Source organism: Niastella caeni (genome assembly GCF_004834005.1).
Taxonomy (GTDB): domain Bacteria; phylum Bacteroidota; class Bacteroidia; order Chitinophagales; family Chitinophagaceae; genus Niastella; species Niastella caeni.
The window spans coordinates 347,351-369,275 of the sequence record NZ_STFF01000004.1 but is presented as its reverse complement, the minus strand read 5'-3'; the positions used below and the strand labels follow the sequence as shown (position 1 = coordinate 369,275).

21 protein-coding genes are annotated in these 21,925 nt (G+C 44.2%); 15 read left to right on the top strand and 6 right to left on the bottom strand.

What is annotated here, in order from left to right; genetic code table 11:
- Positions 1 to 44: 44 nt before the first annotated feature.
- The 3 genes from FAM09_RS16455 to FAM09_RS16445 all read right to left on the bottom strand — a co-directional run bounded on the left by FAM09_RS16455 (position 45) and on the right by FAM09_RS16445 (position 2,670).
- A complete protein-coding gene (locus tag FAM09_RS16455; RefSeq protein ID WP_136578222.1) occupies positions 45 to 260 on the bottom strand; it encodes a hypothetical protein in 216 nt (71 codons plus the stop codon).
- Positions 261 to 615: 355 nt separating this feature from the next.
- Entirely contained in the window at positions 616 to 1,608 is a 993-nt protein-coding gene (locus tag FAM09_RS16450; protein ID WP_136578221.1) for a hypothetical protein, read from the bottom strand.
- Between the two features lie 210 nt (positions 1,609 to 1,818).
- A complete protein-coding gene (locus FAM09_RS16445) occupies positions 1,819 to 2,670 on the bottom strand; it encodes an RteC domain-containing protein (protein ID WP_136578220.1) in 852 nt (283 codons plus the stop codon).
- Between the two features lie 54 nt (positions 2,671 to 2,724).
- Between FAM09_RS16445 and FAM09_RS30720 the strand changes: the two genes are divergently transcribed.
- From FAM09_RS30720 to FAM09_RS16425, 5 genes are all read left to right on the top strand, one after another.
- Entirely contained in the window at positions 2,725 to 2,877 is a 153-nt protein-coding gene (locus FAM09_RS30720; RefSeq protein ID WP_153825458.1) for a hypothetical protein, read from the top strand.
- Between the two features lie 82 nt (positions 2,878 to 2,959).
- Positions 2,960 to 3,736 (top strand): LytR/AlgR family response regulator transcription factor, encoded by a 777-nt coding sequence (locus FAM09_RS16440; RefSeq protein WP_136578219.1) that lies wholly within the window; start codon positions 2,960 to 2,962, stop codon positions 3,734 to 3,736.
- 11 nt (positions 3,737 to 3,747) lie between these two features.
- A complete protein-coding gene (locus FAM09_RS16435) occupies positions 3,748 to 5,580 on the top strand; it encodes a histidine kinase (RefSeq protein WP_243751690.1) in 1,833 nt (610 codons plus the stop codon).
- A gap of 119 nt (positions 5,581 to 5,699) precedes the next feature.
- Complete coding sequence (locus FAM09_RS16430) at positions 5,700 to 6,647, top strand: NmrA/HSCARG family protein (protein ID WP_136578217.1); 948 nt, start codon at positions 5,700 to 5,702, stop codon at positions 6,645 to 6,647.
- Positions 6,648 to 6,754: 107 nt separating this feature from the next.
- Complete coding sequence (locus FAM09_RS16425; protein ID WP_136578216.1) at positions 6,755 to 7,423, top strand: BON domain-containing protein; 669 nt, start codon at positions 6,755 to 6,757, stop codon at positions 7,421 to 7,423.
- A 52-nt stretch (positions 7,424 to 7,475) separates the two neighbouring features.
- Here the strand turns inward: FAM09_RS16425 and FAM09_RS16420 are convergent, their stop codons facing one another.
- Positions 7,476 to 8,333, bottom strand: a complete 858-nt coding sequence (locus tag FAM09_RS16420; protein WP_136578215.1) for a universal stress protein — start codon at positions 8,331 to 8,333, stop codon at positions 7,476 to 7,478.
- Between the two features lie 242 nt (positions 8,334 to 8,575).
- On the opposite strand from FAM09_RS16420, the gene acsA reads away from it, so the two are divergent.
- The 7 genes from acsA to fdhF are packed head-to-tail and all read left to right on the top strand — an operon-like array spanning position 8,576 to position 16,516.
- The gene (gene acsA / locus FAM09_RS16415) at positions 8,576 to 10,321 is read left to right on the top strand and encodes an acetate--CoA ligase (RefSeq protein ID WP_136578214.1); all 1,746 of its coding nucleotides are present in this window, start codon (positions 8,576 to 8,578) and stop codon (positions 10,319 to 10,321) included.
- 7 nt (positions 10,322 to 10,328) lie between these two features.
- Positions 10,329 to 11,330 (top strand): pyruvate dehydrogenase (acetyl-transferring) E1 component subunit alpha, encoded by a 1,002-nt coding sequence (gene pdhA / locus FAM09_RS16410; protein WP_136578213.1) that lies wholly within the window; start codon positions 10,329 to 10,331, stop codon positions 11,328 to 11,330.
- 5 nt (positions 11,331 to 11,335) lie between these two features.
- A complete protein-coding gene (locus tag FAM09_RS30915) occupies positions 11,336 to 11,473 on the top strand; it encodes a hypothetical protein (RefSeq protein ID WP_166437161.1) in 138 nt (45 codons plus the stop codon).
- The gene (locus tag FAM09_RS16405; protein WP_243751689.1) at positions 11,470 to 12,474 is read left to right on the top strand and encodes an alpha-ketoacid dehydrogenase subunit beta; all 1,005 of its coding nucleotides are present in this window, start codon (positions 11,470 to 11,472) and stop codon (positions 12,472 to 12,474) included. Before FAM09_RS30915 ends, FAM09_RS16405 begins: the two co-directional genes overlap by 4 nt.
- Complete coding sequence (locus FAM09_RS16400; protein WP_136578212.1) at positions 12,461 to 13,612, top strand: dihydrolipoamide acetyltransferase family protein; 1,152 nt, start codon at positions 12,461 to 12,463, stop codon at positions 13,610 to 13,612. The genes FAM09_RS16405 and FAM09_RS16400 overlap by 14 nt, the downstream gene beginning before the upstream one ends.
- Positions 13,609 to 13,872, top strand: a complete 264-nt coding sequence (locus FAM09_RS16395) for an acyl carrier protein (RefSeq protein WP_136578211.1) — start codon at positions 13,609 to 13,611, stop codon at positions 13,870 to 13,872. Before FAM09_RS16400 ends, FAM09_RS16395 begins: the two co-directional genes overlap by 4 nt.
- A complete protein-coding gene (gene fdhF, locus FAM09_RS16390) occupies positions 13,850 to 16,516 on the top strand; it encodes a formate dehydrogenase subunit alpha (RefSeq protein WP_136578210.1) in 2,667 nt (888 codons plus the stop codon). The genes FAM09_RS16395 and fdhF overlap by 23 nt, the downstream gene beginning before the upstream one ends.
- A 21-nt stretch (positions 16,517 to 16,537) precedes the next feature.
- On the opposite strand, the gene FAM09_RS30715 is transcribed toward fdhF, so the two are convergent.
- On the bottom strand, positions 16,538 to 16,702 hold the full coding sequence (locus FAM09_RS30715) for a hypothetical protein (protein ID WP_153825457.1): 165 nt from the start codon (positions 16,700 to 16,702) through the stop codon (positions 16,538 to 16,540).
- A 38-nt stretch (positions 16,703 to 16,740) separates the two neighbouring features.
- Complete coding sequence (locus FAM09_RS16385) at positions 16,741 to 18,516, bottom strand: SBBP repeat-containing protein (protein ID WP_166437181.1); 1,776 nt, start codon at positions 18,514 to 18,516, stop codon at positions 16,741 to 16,743.
- Positions 18,517 to 19,223: 707 nt separating this feature from the next.
- Between FAM09_RS16385 and FAM09_RS16375 the strand changes: the two genes are divergently transcribed.
- The 3 genes from FAM09_RS16375 (at position 19,224) to FAM09_RS16365 (ending at position 21,924) form a co-directional block, all read left to right on the top strand.
- A complete protein-coding gene (locus FAM09_RS16375; protein WP_136578207.1) occupies positions 19,224 to 19,478 on the top strand; it encodes a BRCT domain-containing protein in 255 nt (84 codons plus the stop codon).
- Between the two features lie 175 nt (positions 19,479 to 19,653).
- On the top strand, positions 19,654 to 20,130 hold the full coding sequence (locus FAM09_RS16370; protein ID WP_136578206.1) for a hypothetical protein: 477 nt from the start codon (positions 19,654 to 19,656) through the stop codon (positions 20,128 to 20,130).
- Positions 20,131 to 20,502: 372 nt separating this feature from the next.
- On the top strand, positions 20,503 to 21,924 hold the full coding sequence (locus FAM09_RS16365; protein WP_136578205.1) for a hybrid sensor histidine kinase/response regulator: 1,422 nt from the start codon (positions 20,503 to 20,505) through the stop codon (positions 21,922 to 21,924).
- The last annotated feature ends 1 nt before the right edge of the window (position 21,925 follow it).

Genomic DNA, 21,925 nt, shown 5'->3' with positions numbered 1-21,925 from the left:
GGGTCCCGCTGTAGCGGGCCCCTTTTTGTAAACAATCCATAGGGCTATTCATCTTCGTTGAGCACCGCCGTTTGGCTTACGGCGCCCATTACGCTACCGGCCACCGCCAGGTAACCTGCCATGTCGGTAATGAACGTTGGCAATGCTACAGGCGATGCAAGCAACGCCGCGCTTATGGCTGCCAGTATCACCCCTATGTTGCGAAGTATTTTGAAAAACTTCGGTGTGGAATGCTGCAGCCGGTTGATGATATTGCTCATAGTGAAAAATTGACTAATTAATAATTAAAACACCACTTCTACTAACCATTTGCCTTAACCGCACCTGTGCAACTTACCGGCCGCGGCCCCTGCGCACAAGGCCTTTGGCCAATAAGGTTTGCCTATTGGCAGGAATGGAAGCTCCGACGGTACCATCGGGGCAGGCTTCAACATATGCATACCTGCTTTGGGCAAACAAGCGCAAAGGATAAGGCGATTGCCGGCAACAGATGAATACGGGCTTCAGTTGTATGCTGCCCCGACTTGTCGGGGTCAGCTGTTCCCTTACAGGATGTAAGCCGTTCATGGTTGCCGGGAGTAGTTAGCCACTCGCCACTTACTACTAGCTTTTTTCCTAAGCCGCCTTATCTACCAAAACGACGCTGGTAGCATTGTGATCACCCGATTTAAGCGCATAGCTGCGGGAGTTCACCCGTTGGTAATACTCAATGCCCAGCACCGCCACTACTGTATCCCTGCTATTGGCCGGCAATGCCATGGTAAGGGTAATCGCCTGGGTAGGATCGCTGTTATAAGGCAATTCAGGCGTTCCCTGCATGGCATACTCGTACTGCTCGGTGTCGAAGTTGATGGCGGCGGCGGCTGCCACGATCCTGAAATGGGTGGTACCCCGGGCCTGCTGCACCATGTTACGTGGTATAAAAACAGGAATGTTAACCGTTACTTCTCCTGTCGTACGGTTGAAATTCACGGGGCAGCGCACAAACAGGGAATCTGCAATACCTGCCCGTACGTTGAAATTGAAGTTCTGCAGTTGTTGCAGGTCGCCATTGTGCACCGTACGTGCACCTCTTTCATTCACGGGGTCGGTAGTTATTATGCGTGACATGACCTTCACGAGGCGTGACTGGGTGATCTTGTCCTTCGCATTGATGGTTACATCCCGGAAGATAGTACGCATAAGTTTAGCGGCTTTACCGGCACGCGAAAACTCTGCTATATTCTCCCGGGTGCGTTCAAAGGCTGGATCATTCTTGATCCGGTCTGGTAATGTTCCACCAGATGATGCTGATTTTGCCATTTTTTTAGTTTTTGATTGTGAATTAATAATTAGCTGACCGGTACAGCCAAAAGCATTTCTATGAAGAAAGGGTGTACCCTGGTACAGGGTCCCGCCCGAGGTGTTAATGAAAAGGGTACTGGAGTGTCTGGGTATTCTCTGGGAATGGTCTGAGGATTCTCTGAAGATGCTCATGCAGGAGTAGAGTTCCTGTAGTGTTCCTGTAGTGTCCGGGTAGAGTACGTAGGCCATCAGGCTACCAGTTTCAGACAATACGGGTACCATTACGTTACCATCTGCGCCAGCTATATTGAAAGTGTTTGTCATGGTGATCTGTTTTATGATCACAAAGCTGGTGCGTTTGCGCGGAACGATTAGCCAAGGTGTAGCCAACTTGGCTAACATTTATTTTTGCAACAACTGTTTAGAAATTGCAACAAAAAAGGCATGCATGCAGTAACATACTACCGCAGATGCATACCTGTTACGAAATATTCCGGATATAGTTAGCCAAGTTGGCTAATAAAAATTTGGATATTAATCGTCATCACTTTCAATATGCCGGAGCAGAGCGGCTTTTAATTCATCGAGGAATTTTGCAGGATTTTTACGTGCCCGTAGTCGGAGAAATAAGTGATAGGATTTCTGCAGATCGACTTTAAATGCATCTGCCAGGAGGGCCATAATCTCCTTAATGGAAGCCTTACCATGGTTAAAGAATCCGCAATTTTGCAAGGCATACCCCAGCTCAACGATATCCGTAAGGGAGGCAGTACATTGAAGCGTGGAAGCAACTGCCGGCCGGGAGGCAGTGACGGTTGCCGGCTCAGTGAGTTTCAGGGAAGGGTTCAGTATTGTATCTATGTATTTCACCAACAGCTCATTGGCCATCAGTTCCGCCAACTTTCCATCGCCGCTGGTAGAGAAGATGCCGTCAAAATGATTGACCTCCGGACAAATTTTCCAATTATAGGCACCCCGTACAAAATACAGTTCATCATGATGGGTGTAACCCATACGGTAGTAGGTATAGAAATCCGCGTTATCGGCAAAATAACGGGCGATAGTCTGCAGTTCCCGTTCCATCCGCTCTTTCGCCAACAGGCCGCTCCCGTTGAAATAACCAATGTGCAGCCGATATATTTTTTGATAATAGATATACCGGGCCATGATCACCGGTTTTACCTGCTTGAAAAAGTAGATCTCGCAATCCCTGCCGGGAAAGGAATGCTCCATTACCCATTGCCTGAGCTCCAGCAGGCTTTCCTCACAGATATGGATACATGTTTCTACCCGGGTGAGCAGATCGGGTTCCCCGGCTTCGGCATCCTGTAAACGGAGCTGCCATGATTGGGTGAGCTCTTCAAATGTTGATTGAAAGGCAGGCATGGTATAATGTTTAGCGTTAGAAGATCAGGGTTGGCAATTCAAAAATAAATGCGGATGAAACAGGAACTGCGCTTTTCCGGCTATCCGCCGGTGGATTTCCATTATTCGCACGGTTTTGGAGATTATTCGCAAAGAAATAGTGGCGTGATGGCTGACTTTGGGTTCTCCTTACACGTTTTTCAAAGGACATTTGACTATAATCAATAAGTAAGCGCCGTTGCTCCTTCAGGCCGGCGTGTACGCTTAAATAATATTAAATTGAATATCGATTGCTAAACATAAACTAACCATGCACCCTATCCCTCCCCTCAGAATTATTATTGTTGAAGATCTACCCGGCATCCGGCAAGATCTGGAAGACTTTCTCCGGCAGCAACCTGGCTTTACTGTGATAGGCGCCTGTGCTACTGTTCATGAGGCCATTGTTCTGATCCATGCCACTAAACCAGACCTGTTGTTACTCGATATCAATCTTCCAGATGGAACCGGTTTTGACATCCTGGAACAGATGTCGCCGCCACACCCTAAAGTCATTTTTTTAACGGCACATGCCGAACATACCATCAAAGCGATCCGTTACGGGGCCATCGATTACTTACTAAAGCCCTTAAACGAGAAAGAACTAACGGAAGCTTTACAAAGGGTCATCAGCGCGCAACCCCTGCTACAGGAACAAATTGCCATCACCCTGCATAGTTTCAGGAAAAACAAGCTACAGGATCACCTCGCATTGCGCACCCAACAGTTTGTACAGATCGTTGAGTTAAAGGAGATCTGTTACCTCCAGGTTGATAATGGCTGTACTACTGTTTACATAAATGGCGGAAAGAAGTTGGTCACCACCAGGACCCTTAAGGATTACGAAGAACAATTATCTGGTGCCTCCTTCCTTCGTACCCACAAGTCGTACCTGGTTAATGAATTGTATATCCATCGTTATCATCCGAAAGAGGGCATTCTCTGTTTAAAGGATGGAACTCAGATCCCGGTGTCGCTCCGGAAAAAGGAAATGATTGGTTTGTATTTTAAAACGTTGTGGGCACTATGTACAGGATCTTCCTCTTAACTATCATCTGTATGGCCTGTAATTCCAGTAGTAAGCGGGAACAGCTGCCTGCCTCCGGTGAACTTATGTCCTTTTTTAAAAACAACGTCAATCCATTACTGCAAAACCTCGAATCAACCGGGGCCAGAAAAAAATTAGACAGCATACTGCCCGTCATTAAAAAGAGGGACAATTATGTAGAAATGTGTTCCTGGCTTCGCTGCATGGCCGTAGTTTACCAAATCGAAAACAAGCTCGACAGCGCCCGGCTGTATGTGGATCAATCGTTACAACTGGCCATGGAAAAAGATACAACCGAAAGACAGATCCTGGCGGGTAAAATTCAAACGGCTGCTGTATTGAACGAGAGCAAATCGCTCGACAGCGCCCTGCATTATGCCCGGGATGCGTATTCGTTAGCTAAAAGGATCGATACACCCGGCCTTCCTTTCATTTGCATGAAACTCTATGATATTTATGAAAAGATCGGCGACCTGCCGATGCAAAAAAGATATTTGTTCGAGGGGTTCAACCGAAGCACCAGTCCCAAACATAAAACGGTTTTTGCCACGAATATTTCAGCATATTATGACCGGGTGAACCAGGTAGACTCTGCGCTTATTTTTTTTCAGGCTTTGATGAAGGACAGTAGTTTCAGTAATCCCTATTATGACGCGGTGCGGTATGAAAACCTGGGAGCGCTTCTTTCCAAAAAAGGTTTTTTACAAGAGGGCCTTCAGTACCAGTTGAAGGGTATGCAGATCAGCCGTGAGTTGGATGAACTGAATGCCACCTCTTATTTTAATGTAGCTGCCACCTACCGGAAGCTGGGGCAATATAAAAAGGATGAACGTTTGCTGGACACGGCGCTGAGCTTTGTTGCTCATGAAAAAAACCCGGCGCTCCAAAAAAAAATCTGGCAGGCCAAAGCGGAGAATGGTGCGCTTCAAAAAAAGCCCTGGCAGGCCTACGCTGCGCTGGATTCTGCAATTGCGTATAATCAAAAAGAAGTGGACTCATCGATCATCGCGCAGGCCAGGGAGTTAGAAGCAAAATACAGTCTGCTGGAAAAAGACAACCAGATAAAGTCGCTGGCGTTAAGCCACCAGGTGAGCGAAAATACCAGGGAACGGCAAAGGAAAGCCATCGTTCGTATTATTTGCAGCGTCGCCATCATTGGTATGTTTGGCGTATGGATGTGGCGGCGGAAGCAATTCAAAAGGAATATAAGAGAGGAAAGCCTGCGGCAGCAATTGCTCAGAGGACAGATCGATTCTCATTTTTTATACAATTCGGTGAACGGGCTGCAGAAGTTGATAGAAGAGGGAAATAAGGCGGGCGCTACTGAATTTGTACAGCGCTTAAGCCGGCTCTTCCGGTTAAGCCTTGAAAATGCCCGGCAACCTTTTGTGCCGCTCAAAAATGAACTCGATGCCCTGGCCAGTTATTTAACGCTGCAGCAATCCTTATTCGATAATCAATTTGAATACCACATCGAATTCGATGGAATTGACGACCAGGAAGAAGACATCCTGATCCCACCAATGCTGTTGCAGCCCTTTGCTGAAAACGCCATTTTGCACGGCATTGCCGGCCAAAAAGAAAAAGGGCAGATCAACATCAGGATCCACATGAAAGATAAAGCGCTGCATTGTGTTATAGATGACAATGGCCGCGGTTTCCAGAGCGTTGAAGATCCACATCAGAAGAAGCGGCCTTTATCAACCATCATTAACAAGGAGCGTTTGGAAATATTAAGCCGGCAAACCAATACCCCTGCGCAATTAAAGATCATTGATAAAAAAGCAACAACAGGAGAGGCCGGGGTTCGCGTGGAATTAATTCTTCCTTATCAAATGGAGTAATGATTGCGCAGCAGCCCGTCAATCGCTAATTCTTAAAACACTTCGATACCACGAAAAGCTTTTAGTATTTTTTCCTGAGTTGATGTTTTTCAGTAAATTTCATATGAAAATTATATCATATGGGGTCAAAGAAAATAATAACGGTATTCGGCGCTACCGGTGCACAGGGTGGAGGGCTTGCACGCGCTATTCTGCAAGACCAAAGCAGTTCCTTCGGAGTAAGGGCTGTAACCCGCGATATCAATTCCGATAAAGCAAAAGAATTAGCCCAATTGGGGGCTGAGCTGGTTGCCGCTGATATTGATGATCGCCAGTCTGTTGAAAATGCATTGAAGGGTGCATACGGCGCCTTTTTCGTTACTTTTTTCTGGGCACATTATTCAGCAGAAAAAGAAAAAGCGGAAGCTGCTATATTCGCTGATACGGCCCGGCAGGCCGATTTAAAGCACGTGATCTGGTCTACCTTAGAAGATACCCGTGAATACATTCCACTCACCGACGATCGGATGCCAACTCTTCAAGGTCAATACAAGGTACCTCATTTCGACGGCAAGGGCGAATCGGATAAATTATTTATGGCGGCAGGAATCCCAACTACATTTCTGCTGGCATCCTTTTACTGGGATAATTTTATCTACTTCGGTGCAGGGCCCAAACGAGGCCAGGATGGCGTGTTGGCGCTCACCATGCCGATAGGCCACTCGAAGATGGCGGGTATAGCAGCCGAAGACATTGGCAAATGCGCCTATGGTATTTTTAAAAAAGGCCCTGAAATGGCGGGCCGGCGAATTGGCATAGCCGGGGAACAATTAACAGGTAACGAAATGGCCGATGCTTTGGCCGGTGCGCTGGGAGAGCGGGTCGTATACAATAATATTCCTGCCAGCGTGTATCGGGGTTTGGGATTTCCGGGCGCTGATGAGCTTGGAAATATGTTCCAGTTTTATGACGAGTTCGCCAATGAATTAAACACGACAAGGGATGTTAGTTATTCCAAACAACTTAACCCTGATCTTTTGAACTTTAAGCAATGGCTCAATAAATACGCGCGTCGAATTCCTGTCTGAAATCGACCGAAGAGGGAAGGTTTCATTGCCGGCCATTCAAACAAGATCTGATAGCCTTGACCATTTCAAATCATTGATCATTATTTTAAAACTTAAAATTTCATTTTATGAAAAGGGATATTGAGATCCAAAAAGACGTTATGGATCAGCTTAAGTGGGAACCGATTTTAAATGCAGCCGAAATAGGCGTGGCGGTTAAAAATGGAATTGTCACCTTATCGGGCATGGTAGACAGCTATTCAAAGAAAATGGCAGCGGAACATGCTGCAAAAAAAGTGGCAGGCGTAAAAGCAGTAGCGGAAGATATACAGGTTGGCATTTCACCCGAATTTCAAAAAACGGATACTGAAATTGCCGAAGCGGTTGTACATGCATTGAAATGGAATATATCAGTACCTGATGAAAAAATTAAAGTTAAAGTAGAAGACGGGATTGTATCGCTGGAAGGTGAAGTGGTATGGGATTATCAGCGTACTGCTGCCAAAAAAGCCGTTGAGCACCTGACCGGGGTGAAGACGGTATATAACTTCATAACAATAAAACCTGTTGTAACACCGGCAAATATTAAACAAAAAATTGTTGCTGCTTTTAAACGAATCGCTACTATCGATGCCGGAAAAATTAATGTGGAAGTGGCGGATGGAAAAGTAACGCTTACCGGAAAAGTACGGTCTTTTGCTGAACAGGAGGATGCTGCCGGCGCTGCCTGGTCGGCTCCGGGAGTAAGCCAGGTTGAAAACAAACTGGAGTTAGAGGAAGCTGAATTTGCCTGGTAACATGCTATTGATGAAGCCCTGATTAAGGATTATACTGTTTTGATTAACAGTATCACCATGGTTCACAATCAATAACGGAACTTTTATGCTGTTCAGGTATAATCAGCAATGGGATCTGGCTTTTAAAGATCATTGAGCGGGTTACACTGCTATAAAACCATCTTTCCAAAAGCGTGTGTTGGTGAGGTAATAATGCCAGCAGGTTAATATTGTACGCTTCAATAAAGTTATTCAAAGCCTCAGGTATATTTTTCCCTTCAATGCATTCATACACCGGATCCAGCGTTCGTACCATTTTATTTATCTTTAACGGACGATTCAAAACCCCGTATGCTTCCCGTAACTGGTTTTCAGCCACCCGAACCAGGTAAAGTTTTGAATGAAATCTTTCTCCTATTTCACGCAGGGCATCAAGCAGGCGGGGATCGCTATCAGGGTCAACATCGCTTTCATTAGCCAATGCTATTGTGGATATTTTTATGAACGGAATTCCTTCGGGTACAATCAGCAGGGGAACCGGCAGTTTATTTACCAATGCGGTCACTGTGCTGCCAAAAAATCGACGAATGGCGGTACCTGTGTTTTTCATGCCGGCAATAATGATATCGGCATTTGCTTCCTTAACGGCTTGCAGAATGCTCTGGGCTGCAGTTCCCGGTCTCGAAACAGTTTCAATGGGAAGCCAGTTTCCGGTAGTAAGTAACTGTTTTTCATCCTTCAGTTGCTGTTCAGCACGGATGCCCATTTCTTGCAATGTAAGCACAGGAACTTCTGAAACCGGAACAGGCGCCTGTTCAATAGCATTGAATAATACTACCCGTGCATTAAATGCTCTTGCCAGGTCTGCTGCATATAAGGAAGCATTATGGCCTGCATCGGAGAAATCGGTGGCAACCAGAATCGTTTTCATAAATTGCTTTATTCAAAGTTATCTGCCGTTCCCGGGCGCTTTCAATGATGGCCATCATTAGCCTGTATGATTTTCAGCAAAACGCAAAAGGCAAATGCGACAATCCCAAGGAACCCCGAACCCCGGAAACCGCGTTCTGCATTGAGCGTTCAGTATTCAACTGCCAATATCAGTTACCCTTATGATGGGGGTCATTTGCCGCGCTCATTTATTAGTATAGATTACGTATACAATTATTAAAGATGGCTGCAGAATTATTAACCGGGCAGGGTGTTATTGCAAACAACCTGCAGAATTATGATTTGTGCTACCGTTCATTCAACTGGCAGCAGGAAAGGGGGGAGCTTAACGGTCTTCCTGAAAATAAAGGATTGAACATTGCGTATGAAGCAATTGAACGCCATGCAAACAGTGAGCTGGCAAATACAATTGCATTGAGATGGATACGTAAAGACCATACGACGCAGGATTTTTCGTATAGCAGTTTGCAACACCTCACTTCGCGCTTCGCAAATGTGCTGGTAAATTTAGGAATAAAAAGAGGTGAGAAGGTTTTTACATTATCAGGCCGCATCCCTGAATTATATATAGCGGCATTGGGAACGCTTAAAGCTACCGCGGTATATTGTCCGCTGTTCCCGGTGTTTGGCCCTGAACCTGTATTTCAACGATTAAGCAGGGGAGAAGCAAAAGTGCTGGTAACAACCAGGGCATTATTTGAAAAGAAAGTAAAGCAACTGTTAAACAGATTGCCTTCGCTCCAATATATTTTAATAACCGATGAAGAAGCGCACATTGATAAAAATGTGTTGTCGTTCCCCCGGTTAATGGAAGAAGCCGGTGACGAATTTTCTATACCGCCTACAGATCCTGAAGATGCTGCTTTGCTGCATTTTACCAGTGGCACCACCGGCATGCCTAAAGGGGCCCTGCATGTGCACAATGCCGTGCTCATGCATTACATGACCGGCAAAAATGTGCTCGATTTCCATAAGGGCGATGTTTTCTGGTGTACCGCCGACCCGGGATGGGTAACCGGAACTTCATATGGAATTATTGCGCCATTGGTATGTGGTGTAACCAATGTTGTTGATGAAGAGGAATTTGATGCCGTTCGCTGGTATTCCATTCTGGAAAAGCAACAGGTGAATGTATGGTATACTGCGCCTACGGCTATTCGCCGGCTGATGCGCATGAATATAAAGCCTCGTGATATTTACAACCTGCAATCCCTGCGACTGATCTGCAGCGTTGGGGAACCGTTACATGCAGAAGCCGTAATGTGGGGAGAGAAGACTTTTGGCATGCCCATTCTTGATAACTGGTGGCAAACTGAAACAGGCGGCATTATGATCGCCAATTATCCTTCCATGAAAGTAAAGCCTGGCTCTATGGGTAAACCCCTGCCGGGCACCGAAGCGGCCATTGCCGAAATAACTGATACAACTATTAATATAATCACAGAGCCGGGGAAACAGGGGCACCTTGTATTAAAAAAGGACTGGCCTTCCATGTTCCGTGCTTATATACATGATGAAGACCGGTATAAAAAGTGTTTCAGGAACGAATGGTATTTCACCGGCGACCTGGCAAGAAAAGATGCCGATGGATATTATTGGTTTGTGGGCCGTGCAGATGACATTATTAAAACTTCCGGGCACATGGTTGGCCCTTTTGAGGTGGAGAGCACACTAATGGAGCATGTGGCAGTTGCCGAAGCAGCCGTTATTGGCAAACCCGATCCCGTGATTGGCGAAATAGTAAAAGCATTTATTGTTTTGAAACACGGATTTACCGGAAATGAAAAAGTACAACTGGATATATTGGCATTCGCCCGTCAGAAGTTGGGCGCTGCTGTTGCGCCAAAGGAAATTTCTTTTATTGAAGAGCTGCCGAAAACAAGAAGCGGAAAAATATTGCGACGGCTGCTAAAAGCCAGGGAGTTGGGTTTACCCGAAGGAGATATTTCAACACTAGAAAAATCCTGATAAAACAATGGAAAATACAATCGCCATACAAGCTGCAACCACTATCGACCGTGCACACGGTTCTGAATTGCTTTATCAGATGATGATGATCAGGCGATTTGAAGAGAAAGCGGCAGAGCTATACACCAAAATGAAAATACGCGGCTTCCTGCATTTATATGTAGGCGAGGAAGCTGTTGCTGTAGGGATAATGCAGGCATTAACGCCTGAGGATAATATCTTAAGCACTTACCGCGAGCATGGCCATGCCCTGGCGCGAGGTATTGATGCAGGAAAAATTATGGCTGAAATGTATGGTAAGATGGAAGGATGCAGCAGGGGAAGGGGTGGATCAATGCATTTATTCGATGTTGAAAAAAGATTCTATGGCGGCAACGCTATTGTAGCCGGCCATTTACCAATTGCTGTTGGAATGGCGCTTGCCTGCAAAAAACAGAAAATAAATAATATCACCTGTTGTTTTTTCGGTGATGGCGCTGTGGCAGAAGGCGCTTTTCACGAAACCATGAACCTGGCAGCATTGTGGAGCGTACCCTTGCTAATGGTATGTGAAAATAATCTTTATGCAATGGGAACAGCTATCCGTTACTCGCATGCGGTTCAGGAACTGGAGAAAAAGGGTGCGGCTTATGGTATTGAATTTGCAGCTGTGAATGGGATGGATGTACTTCAGGTAGAAAAAGCTGCACGTGAGGCAGTGGAAAAAATACATAGAACAGGCCGCCCCTTTTTTCTTGTTTGCAATACCTACCGGTTTCGTGCACACTCCATGTTCGATGCCGAATTATACCGTGAGAAGAGCGAAGTGGATGAATGGAAAAAGAAAGATCCAATACCTGCTTTGCAGAAACAATTATTGGGCCTGCAGTTGACAACAGATGATGATATAAAACAGATGGAGAAAAAGGTGGACCAGGAAGTGCAGAAGGCAGTTGATTTTGCAGAAGCCGGAACATGGGAGCCTGTTTCAGCATTGACAAAATTTGTATACAGCGGGCCAAATAAATAAAAAGCATGTCTACAATTGTTCATATTGATGATTTTATGAAACATTGTTCGGATGGGGTGCATGCTAAAACAGAAGAAGAAATATCGTACTCCGCAGCTATTTTAATTGGCGAATATCTGACATTGAAATTAGAACAGGTATGATTGATGAAAATAATACCATAAAAATCACTTATCGCGAAGCGTTGAAACTGGCTTTGCGCGATGCCTTGCAAAAAGATGAAAAAGTTTTTTTGATGGGGGAAGATGTAGGCCGTTACGGTGGTGCTTTTGCAGTTAGTAAGGGGTTATTACAGGAATTTGGCCACGAACGGATCATGGACGTTCCCTTATCAGAAACAGGGTTTGTTGGCGCCGGCATTGGCGCCGCTTTAGGTGGCATGCATCCCATTGTAGAAGTAATGACAGTGAACTTCAGTTTGCTGGCTATGGACCAGATCGTTAATAATGCAGCCACCTTACTGCATATGTCGGGTGGCCAGCTAAATGTACCCGTTATAATACGAATGAGTTGCGGCACCGGTAAACAATTAGCCGCGCAACATTCGCACAGCTGGGAGCCTTTATTTGCTCACATTCCTGGTTTGAAAGTATTGTCAGTGGGTACACATGAAGATGCCCGGGGCATGTTGCTTATGGCATTGCAAAGCGCCGACCCGGTTATCATTTTTGAATATACGGCCATGTTAAACATGGAGGGTGAAATACCGGCAAACGCCGGCATTGTAAATAGTACCAATGCCACCGTTAGAAAAGAAGGAAAAGATATTTCCATTATCACCTATGGCGCCGGAGTATATAAAGCATTGGATGCTGCAAAAGAACTGATACCATTGGGTATAGATGCCGAAGTGGTTGATTTGCGTGTGTTGCGGCCACTGGACACTGAAACTATTTTTACTTCGGTCAGAAAAACACATCGGGCCCTGCTGGTAGAAGAAGCATGGGGCTCGGTTAATGTTGCAGCAGAAGTAAGTGCCTGTATTATGGAAAATATTTTTTATGAACTGGATGCACCTGTGCAACGGTTGTGTGGAGCAGAAGTGCCGATGCCCTATCCAAAACACCTCGAAGATGCTTCCCTGCCGCAGAAAGAAGATATTGTAAGTATGGTAAAAAGAATGTTGCAGCATGATAGAGTTTAACATGCCCAGTCTGGGCGCCGATATGGAAGCCGGTACGCTTCGCGAATGGCTGGTAAAACCCGGGGATAAAGTAAAGCGGGGAGATATTATTGCTATTGTAGAAACGCAGAAAGGTCTTATTGATATCGAAGTATTTGAGGAAGGCTTTATTAACCGGTTATTGATCAAAGAAGACGAAAAGGTTCCGGTAGGTACCCTCATGGCGCTGATTGCCGACGGAAAAGAAGAAGCAATAAAACCAGCGCTTCCCATATTGGAAAAGGAAGCGGTAAAAGAAAAAGTCATTGAAAAAATTACGCCGGTTACAATACCCCGCACAGTTAAAGCTTCGCCTCTTGCCAGGCGCATAGCAGTTGAAAAAGGCATTGATTTGACCACAATAAAAGGAACCGGTGAGGGAGGCGTTATTACAAAAGAGGATGTTGAAAAAGCCATTGCCCCCAAAGAGTTGTTGCCTGCTGAAAAGAAACCAACCGCCACAGAAAATATTCGCATGGCGGTAGCAGCCGCCATGAGCAAATCGAACAGAGAAATACCGCATTATTATCTGCAAACAAAAATAGATATGAGCCATGCTTTGGCGTGGCTGGCCGAAGCAAACAAAACGCGTACCATTAAACAACGGTTGCTGCCGGTGGTGCTTTTAATAAAGGCAGTGGCAAAAGCATTAACTGAGGTACCGGAGTTAAATGGATACTGGCAAAATGGTTTTCAACAAAAAAGCGATATCAATATTGGTTTTGCAATTTCGTTGCGTACAGGCGGTGTAATGATTCCGGCCATTCATAATGCCGATAAAAAAACGCCGGATGAATTAATGCAGGCATTAAATGATATCATTCCCAGGACAAGGGCGATGAAACTAAAAAGTTCTGAATTAAGTGAATCTACCATCACTATTACAAGCCTGGGGGAAGGAAATGTAGAGCTGGTATATGGCGTCATTTATCCGCCCCAGGTAGCTCTTGTTGGGTTTGGCTGTATCATGGAACAACCATGGACAGAACATGGTATGCTTGATGTGCGACCCGCAATTACGGTTACCCTGGCTGCAGACCACCGGGCAACAGATGGAACTACCGGCAGCAGGCTGCTGATGGCAATAAACAATCATCTTCAAAAACCGGATATGTTATGACCGAAACCGAAGTAAAACAGGTAGTGGAGCAATTATTAAAAAAAATTGCTCCCGATACCGAACCGGCGAATCTGCAGCCTGATGATGATATCAGGCATACGCTTGAAATAGATTCCTTTGATGCATTGCAATTTGTAGTGGCATTGGATGAACACTTTGGCATTGATACACCTGAAGAGGATTACGGAAAAATTACTACGCTGCGAAATCTGGTTAATTATATAATGCAAAAAACAAGTGAACCAGGTTACCATAAATAATAAAGATTATTCCTTTGAGGAAGGGCAAACAATACTAAACCTGTTGAAGCAAATTAATATCGAAGTGCCGGCCCTTTGCCACGACGAGCGCCTGCATCCTGCATCTGTTTGCCGTTTATGCCTGGTGAAAATAAGTGGCGTCGATCGTTTGCAACCTTCATGCCGCACACTGCTTGCCACTGGTATGATAATAGAAACACATTTGGCCGAAATTGAAAAATACCGGAAAGGCATAATACAAATGCTGACAAAGGATTATCCTTTGAATGAAGTAATAAAATACCCGCAAAAAGAATTTCACCGGTGGGTAAATTATTACGGTTTAACAAAGGAAATGGAAAATAAAACATCTTCAGTTATTGATGGCTCGCACCCGTATATACAGGTTGATATGTCGCGTTGCATTAATTGTTTCCGTTGCGTCAGGATCTGTAATGCATTACAAGGGCAGTTTGTTTGGCATGTTATAGATCGTGGCGAAGAATCAAAAATCATTTCCGATTCTAAGGGACGGTTTGCAGAAAGTTCATGTGTAAGTTGCGGCGCCTGTGCCGATTCCTGTCCAACAGGGGCTATTGAAGACAAACAGGCAATAGCGTTTGGTGTGCCCGAGAAAACAGTTCGGTCTGTTTGTGCGTATTGCGGAGTGGGCTGTGAAATAAATGCTGGCGTAAAAGATCAGAAAATTGTTGGAATTCATCCGGTACAAAATGCCCCGGTTAATAAAGGACATCTTTGTGTAAAAGGCCGTTATGCCTGGGAATATGTGTATGCAAACGACAGGATAACACAACCAATGATACGGCGGCAAAACCAATGGGAAACAGTAACCTGGAACCAGGCAATTGAATTTTGTGCGCAAAAATTGAAGTCGATATCGCAGGAACATGGCCCCGATAGTATAGGTATTATCGGATCGGCCAGGGCAACCAATGAAGACAATTACTGTATTCAAAAATTTGCTCGAACGGTTATTGGAACCAATAATGTAGATAATTGCGCCAGGGTATGTCACCAGCCAACCGCCAAAGCCATGAGCATGGTGCTGGGAACAGGTGCAGCTACTAATTCATTTGATGATGTTGATGAAGCAACAACGATACTTTTGGCAGGCGCCAATACAACAGGCAGTCACCCGGTAATTGGCGCCAGAATAAAACAGGCCGTTTTAAAAGGCGCAAACCTGATTGTAATTGATCCCCGCAAAACCGAACTGGCAAAATATGCAACGTGCCACTTTCAACTAAAACCAGGCACTAATATCCCTTTATTCAATGCAATGGCAAATGTTATTGTAACTGAAAATTTGTATGACAAAGCATTTGTTAACAACAGAACGGAAGGGTGGGAGCTATTTAAAAATTTTATCAGTGAATGGACTCCGGAAAAAGCAGCGAAAATATGCCGCATTCATCCGCGCCTTATACGTGAAGCTGCCAGGTTATTTGCAAAGCAATCACCTTCCATTTGTTTCCATGGGCTTGGGTTAACAGAACATACGCAAGGAACAGAAAATGTGATAGCGCTGGTGAATCTGGCATTGCTTACCGGCAATATAGGCAAGCCGGGAACAGGCATTAATCCTTTGCGGGGACAAAATAATGTTCAGGGGGCGGCTGCCATGGGTTGCGATCCATCGGTATTTACAGGCATGGCATCTGTGAGAACGGAACGGCAAAGATTTGAAGGTATATGGAAAACAACACTGACTGCCGGAAAAGGGTTAAACCTGCCTGAAATGCTGGAAGCTGCATCCTCAGGCCGCTTAAAAGCTATGTGGATTACAGGGTATGATGTATTCTTTACCATGCCCGACGCCAATCATACAAAACATGCTTTTGAAAAACTTGATTTTGTTATTGTGCAGGATATGTTTATGAACGAAACGGCCGAAAAATTCGCCGACGTTTTTCTGCCCTGTGCATCATCATTTGAGCGGGAGGGGACCTTCATGAATGCCGAAAGAAGAATACAAAAGGTGAGAAAAATAATTCCGGTTCCACCCAACGTAAAGCCCGATTGGGAGATTGTATGCAATATGGCGGTTGCTATGGGCAGGCGTGAATTATTCAACTTTTCAACAGCACAGGATATCTGGAATGAAATAAGATCAACATGGGCAGCCGTATATGGAATAACGTACGACCGGCTCGAAAATGGCGGTATACAATGGCCTTGCCCAACAACCAGGCATCACGGAACAACTATCCTTCACACAGAATCTTTTCCGCGCGAAGGAGGCAAAGCGAAATTATCGGCCATTGATTTTATACCAACTCCTGAACAGGCTACCACTGAATATCCGGTTATACTGGTTACTGGCAGGGAACTATATCATTTCAATGCCGGAACTATGACTTACCGTACAGCCATTAAAGACATATGTCATACAGATTTGCTTCATGTGAACCCGGAAGACGCAGCTGCTTTTGGTTTAAAAGATGGGGATAATGCACGTGTTATCAGCAAATATGGCGAAACCATATTGCCGGTTTACACAGATGCGGCCATCAGAAAGGGAGAGGCATTTAGCCCGTTCAGTAACAATCTCGTTTTTATCAATAAACTAACCTCTTCGCTTAGGGATAATTATGTGCAAACGCCGGAATATAAGATCACCGCAGTTCGAATAGAAAAGGCTTAAACACTAAAAATGAATTTCACCTTACAGTATTTCCGCATTGGCCGCTATAACAGTAGTTTCCTTTTTCTCTGGCTTTTTGGAATCGCCGGCCGAAACCCCCGTAACTATAATATTACCTTTATGGTCCACCGCCAGGCTATGTGCAATATCTGAGCTGTGATTGACATCGCCATTTTGCCGTTTCACCCATTTTTCGGGGCTTTGGGACCGGCATTATAAGCCAGCTATCTCAGCACATTTATTTTACCGGTTTCACTCCAGCTTGTTTTGGCCGATTTTACTGTTATCCGGAAATAATACATGCCGTTCATTAATGCAGTTACATTTAAGTTGATATTGTGCGAACCTGCCGGTTTGTGTGCATCCGCGAGCGTTGTTATTTGTCTGCCAACGATGTCAAACACTTTTATGGTGACATGGCCGGCAACCGGCAATTCGTAAGATATTTTAGTTATACCGCCGGCCGGGTTCGGCGCAACAGCAACCCGGAAACGTGCCGGTAAATCATTGATCCCTGCTGAAGGACCGGTGGCAATCCTGGCAACTTGTTCGGCGCAACCGCCCAATTGATCGCCATGGTTGATATGGGCCATAGCAGCGGAACCGGGTATGCAAATTGTACCGCCTTTATGGCAGACCAGAACTTTATCGCCCTTGTTGCCGCAGACAGGCAGGGTTTGGGAGTATTTGATGGTTGCAGGGTGCCCCGTCACATATACATTTCTTAAAGCATCCACGGCAATGGAAAAAGCTACAGCGCCAAAACCCAGGTCATTACCTTTTGCTACCCACTGCTGCTCACCATTTGTGTTATATTTTACTGTTACATAGTTCTCGTCACTCTGCCCGGTTACATACACGTTGCCTGAGCCGTCCAGCGCAAGGTCAAATGCACGATGGTCAAAGTCGGTGCTGGTATACCTCGCCGCCCACTGCTCGTCACCATTTGTATTGTATTTAACGGTAGCATAGTCTTCTTCGTCAGTGTTTCCTCCGCTTTGTCCTGTTACATACACATTGCCCAGGGCATCCAGGGCAAGCGCTTTTGGGTGAGATTCAGGAAGAACATCGTATAGCGCTTCCCACTGTTGTACACCTGCTGTATTATACTTTACGGTGTGATAGTTGGATACAGGGCGTATTATATCGCCGTCTTCATAATAGCCCCTGGCTGACCTTCCTGTCACGTACACATTGCCATTGACGTCTACAGCTATGCTTCTTGCTTCATCTAAATCATTTACAGGACCGTTGTACCGTGTTACCCACTGCTGCGTTCCGTTAGCATTGTACCTGATAGTGGCGTAGTCATTACCGGTCCCAATGCCCTCACTAAATCCAGTTACATATACATTGCCATACTTGTCTACAGCAAGGGCATTTGCTGCATCGGTACTATTGGCCGCACCATTGTACCTGGCCACCCACTGTTGCGCTCCGTTTGAATTGTATTTGATCGTGGCATAATCATAACCGGTTCCTGCGCCCGTACTCGGTCCGGTCACATACACATTGCCAAAACCGTCCACGGCTAACCGTTGAGGAACAGAAGGCCTGACAAAATTTGATATGCCATCATTTCCATTGCCAGGGCCGTTGTACCGGGCCACCCACAGCTGTACTCCGTTTGCATTGTACCTGATGGTGGCAAAATCATATCCGGTTCCGCTGCCCTGGCTCTCTCCTGTAACAAACACATTGCCATCCTTGTCCACGGCCAGGGAAAGTGCCTGGTCGTCGCTGTTTCCGGGGCCATTGTATACCGATAACCACTGCATCACTCCATTTGCATTATACTTTACGGTGGCAAAATCGCTGCCGGTTCCTGCGCCTGCCAAAAGTCCTGCTACATACACATTGCCTTTGTTATCAGTGGCTATATCATTTCCAAGAATGTCCATGGCCACCCATTCTTCTTTAAACTGGGCGATAGTGGAAGTGTATAGAAGAATAAATGTTAACAGAAACAAAGGTTTACATAAATGCGTAAACTTTTTCATAATCAGTTTATTTAAAGAATTAATAAACATTAACCTGATTGCCGGCCGGGAAGGATTGACTTTCTTCAAAGTAGCAGGTTCCGTATAATGTGATTTTTAAGATTTATTAATAATGGAAGCACCGGCTGTCTTCATAAGGAAAGTTATTAAACAGCGTTACAGACCTCTTCGTCCGTAATGCTGTTGTTCCGATGTTCATGGTCAGCTAATTGAAGAATTATTAATCATTATCATCGCATTTCCCGATTTGATCTCCTATAAGGACAATTAAACTGAATTACAGTGTGTTGGCGGGCGCCCGGACAGTGGAGTTATTGGAATAATTTATTAACTACGCATCTAGCATCAATTGATTTGCAAATTACGTTATTTACCGAACCTGTTCAATGAGCCTCGTCAGGTTTTACGGGTATCAGTGTAAGTCACCGCAGGCCATCAGATTATGAGTGGAATATTACCGCTTTCTTACCGTACGCCGGTTGATGATATCTATTAGTGTTAGTCATGATGATGGGGGTCAATGGGAATAATAACCCGCAAAAAATGCAAATCATATACAGAATAGATGCAGGTCATTGGTTTTGCAATGATTTGTATGCAAATTGATTTAAAAAATTGTGGGCAAATAGAAGCTACAAATACCTGCGGAGAGGTGCCATTGTTGCCGTACGAAGCCTGCAACCTGGGCTCCATAAAACCTAACGGGGATTATTTTTGCATTCACAGGCGAATTGAAAAAATATAGCCGTGATGAAGCCAGGGATATTGTGGAACATCTGGGCGGACGAACTGTTGGGAATATTTCATCGAAGGTAAATTATCTGGTTACGGGCAAAGACCCCGGATCAAAATTGGAACGGGCCAGGAAAAAAGATAACCTTAAAATTATTGACGAAAAAAAGTTCCTGCAATTGATTGTGGAATATAAATTTGATCCCATAAAATATCATTTGAATCAATGAGGTCTGGCCAGAACACCAGGCCGTTAAGCAGTGCTCTATGGTCATCGTTTTTTTACTACAGCGATCGAACTTACTTTTCCGTACTGGCTGCAGCAAATCAAAATTATACTGCACGTTTATGCATTTTAGCCAATGGCTGCATCCTAAATAGTATCACAATAAAAAAGAACGTTTTATGATGAATTTTTTTGTACCCTACCTGCTCATCGTTTTAAATCACCTTCCTATTAATAATGTACCTATGAACGAGTTTGAATTACCCCAAACCTGGACAAAAGATTTTACTATCAGCTATTCCTTTAGTGGCAGTATGGATGGAAGCAGAACCGAATTAAAAATTTCCTACGATTCGTGCAGGTACATGGTATACCAGAGAATGAATGCCCCCAAAACAGGCGTATTTTCGATGACTGAAGCCAACCGTGCAGAAATCTTAAAAAAGATGCATGAACTGAAAGTGAATACAATAAAGTCGAAAGTAAGCATATACCCCGTCGATGATGGCTATTCGGAGGCACTATGCTTTGGCCACCACTGCATTTCGGGAGGCACCTCTGCCATTATGAGTGGCAGGGATAATGAAATATTTTCTAATGCGCATACATACCTTACAGATTTTGCTGTAAAGAAACGTAAAAAACAACGAAAGTAATTTTTATAAAAGGGCCGGCTCCGCTTCATTCTCAATTTCCTTAAAGAAGCTGTCCATTGCTCATTGTAAACCTGTTCTTCCTATTCTAAGTATGCTGATTATAAAATGACTGAAAGGTAGCAAGCGGTTACAGCTGAACGTTCTTTCCCGGCCGTTGGCGTCTCAGGGATGGCCCTTATTTATAGCGACTCAATTGAACTCATACGTGAAAAACACCCTTTTTTGCTTAACTAAACGACATGGGGGAAAACACGGCACTTTATATTACATAAATTCAGTATCTTAGAATAATTACTTTCTAAGCAACTCCATATAAATTATTTGATTAGTAGCAGCTTGTAAATAAATAAATGCACAAATCATCTATTGGGCATGTATGCTGCTAATAACATCGACATTCTTCTTGTAGAAGATAATCCCGCCGATATTTATATATTGAAGAAAATGCTTAATGCATCCTCTCTTCAGGTAAATAGGTTATTCACAACAGATAAGGTAGTGGAAGCCAAAGAGGCGTTAGTAAAACAACATTTTCATATCGCCTTGCTTGATTTAAGCCTTCCTGACAGTATTGGTATTGACACCTATTTAGGCATAAAGTCCTTTGTCAAAGAAATTCCCGTTATTATACTCACTGGTTTTAACGATACCGGCACTGCGCTCGAAGCATTGAAGCAGGGCGCACAGGACTATCTTGTGAAGGGAAACTTCAACAGTGATCTTTTATCCCGCGCTATTCAGTATAGCCTTGAAAGAAAAAAGGCAGAAGAAGCATTGCTGGTTAGTGAGGAAAAATATAAACAGATGTTTTATCAGAACATTTTTCCTTCATTGATTTATGACCCTTTTAGTTTGAAATTCCTTGAAGTAAACGATGCCGCTATAAAATGCTACGGCTATGGGCGGGAAGAATTTTTAACAATGACGCTTATAGACATAAGGGCGCCGGAAGACAGGCGCAAAGCTATAAGTCCAATAATCGACAACAAAGAAGGACAGGTTAAGTTATGGCAACATAAAAAGAAGAATGATGATATAATGATCGTTGAAATAGCTTTTTCGCCAATTAATTATTGGGGAAAAGTTGCTTCACAGGCGCAAGTACATGATGTAACAGAAGAAATTAAATTACAGAAAAAATTAGAAGATCAGAAAAAAGCAGAGCAAAAGAATATAACAGCAGCGGTGTTAAAGGCGCTGGAAAGCGATCGGGCGCACCTTGGAGCCGAGTTACACGATAATATTAACCAAATGCTTGCTACTGTAGCACTCAATCTGGAACATTCCCTGGCCAATATGGAAGTAAGAGATCAACTGATCAACAAAAGCATGCATGTTATAGAGCTTGTTATGAAGGAGATCAGGGAACTTTCAAGAACACTTATTGTAAGCGATATCAGTGAAATAGGGCTGAAAAAAGCCGTCAATGAAATGATCGCAAACATTGTTCTGGTAAAAAAAATAAAAATATCATTTTGCATGAATTGTTTCCCTGAAAAGAAAATAGATAAAGATGTAAAGATTGCCATATACAGAATTATACAGGAACAGCTGACCAATATTTTAAAACATGCGAATGCCAGTTCAGTCAACATTGAGTTAAAGAAAGAAGGAACCCTGATTATATTATTAATAAATGATAATGGTAAGGGGTTTGATACAAAGCTTCACCGAAAAGGTGTTGGAATTACAAATATGAATAGCAGGGTGAGTTTATATGATGGAGAAGTAAAAATTGAATCGGCACCTGGAAAAGGTTGTAAGCTTGTAGCAACGTTAAATATTTATAAATGAA

Coding starts and splice junctions, on each gene's coding strand:
- FAM09_RS16455 (WP_136578222.1), bottom strand. CDS start 260: ATGAGCAATATCATCAACCGGCTGCAGCATTCCACACCGAAGTTTTTC.
- FAM09_RS16450 (WP_136578221.1), bottom strand. CDS start 1,608: ATGACAAACACTTTCAATATAGCTGGCGCAGATGGTAACGTAATGGTA.
- FAM09_RS16445 (WP_136578220.1), bottom strand. CDS start 2,670: ATGCCTGCCTTTCAATCAACATTTGAAGAGCTCACCCAATCATGGCAG.
- FAM09_RS30720 (WP_153825458.1), top strand. CDS start 2,725: ATGAAACAGGAACTGCGCTTTTCCGGCTATCCGCCGGTGGATTTCCAT.
- FAM09_RS16440 (WP_136578219.1), top strand. CDS start 2,960: ATGCACCCTATCCCTCCCCTCAGAATTATTATTGTTGAAGATCTACCC.
- FAM09_RS16435 (WP_243751690.1), top strand. CDS start 3,748: ATGGCCTGTAATTCCAGTAGTAAGCGGGAACAGCTGCCTGCCTCCGGT.
- FAM09_RS16430 (WP_136578217.1), top strand. CDS start 5,700: ATGGGGTCAAAGAAAATAATAACGGTATTCGGCGCTACCGGTGCACAG.
- FAM09_RS16425 (WP_136578216.1), top strand. CDS start 6,755: ATGAAAAGGGATATTGAGATCCAAAAAGACGTTATGGATCAGCTTAAG.
- FAM09_RS16420 (WP_136578215.1), bottom strand. CDS start 8,333: ATGAAAACGATTCTGGTTGCCACCGATTTCTCCGATGCAGGCCATAAT.
- acsA (WP_136578214.1), top strand. CDS start 8,576: ATGGCTGCAGAATTATTAACCGGGCAGGGTGTTATTGCAAACAACCTG.
- pdhA (WP_136578213.1), top strand. CDS start 10,329: ATGGAAAATACAATCGCCATACAAGCTGCAACCACTATCGACCGTGCA.
- FAM09_RS30915 (WP_166437161.1), top strand. CDS start 11,336: ATGTCTACAATTGTTCATATTGATGATTTTATGAAACATTGTTCGGAT.
- FAM09_RS16405 (WP_243751689.1), top strand. CDS start 11,470: ATGATTGATGAAAATAATACCATAAAAATCACTTATCGCGAAGCGTTG.
- FAM09_RS16400 (WP_136578212.1), top strand. CDS start 12,461: ATGATAGAGTTTAACATGCCCAGTCTGGGCGCCGATATGGAAGCCGGT.
- FAM09_RS16395 (WP_136578211.1), top strand. CDS start 13,609: ATGACCGAAACCGAAGTAAAACAGGTAGTGGAGCAATTATTAAAAAAA.
- FAM09_RS16385 (WP_166437181.1), bottom strand. CDS start 18,516: ATGAAAAAGTTTACGCATTTATGTAAACCTTTGTTTCTGTTAACATTT.
- FAM09_RS16370 (WP_136578206.1), top strand. CDS start 19,654: ATGATGAATTTTTTTGTACCCTACCTGCTCATCGTTTTAAATCACCTT.
- FAM09_RS16365 (WP_136578205.1), top strand. CDS start 20,503: ATGTATGCTGCTAATAACATCGACATTCTTCTTGTAGAAGATAATCCC.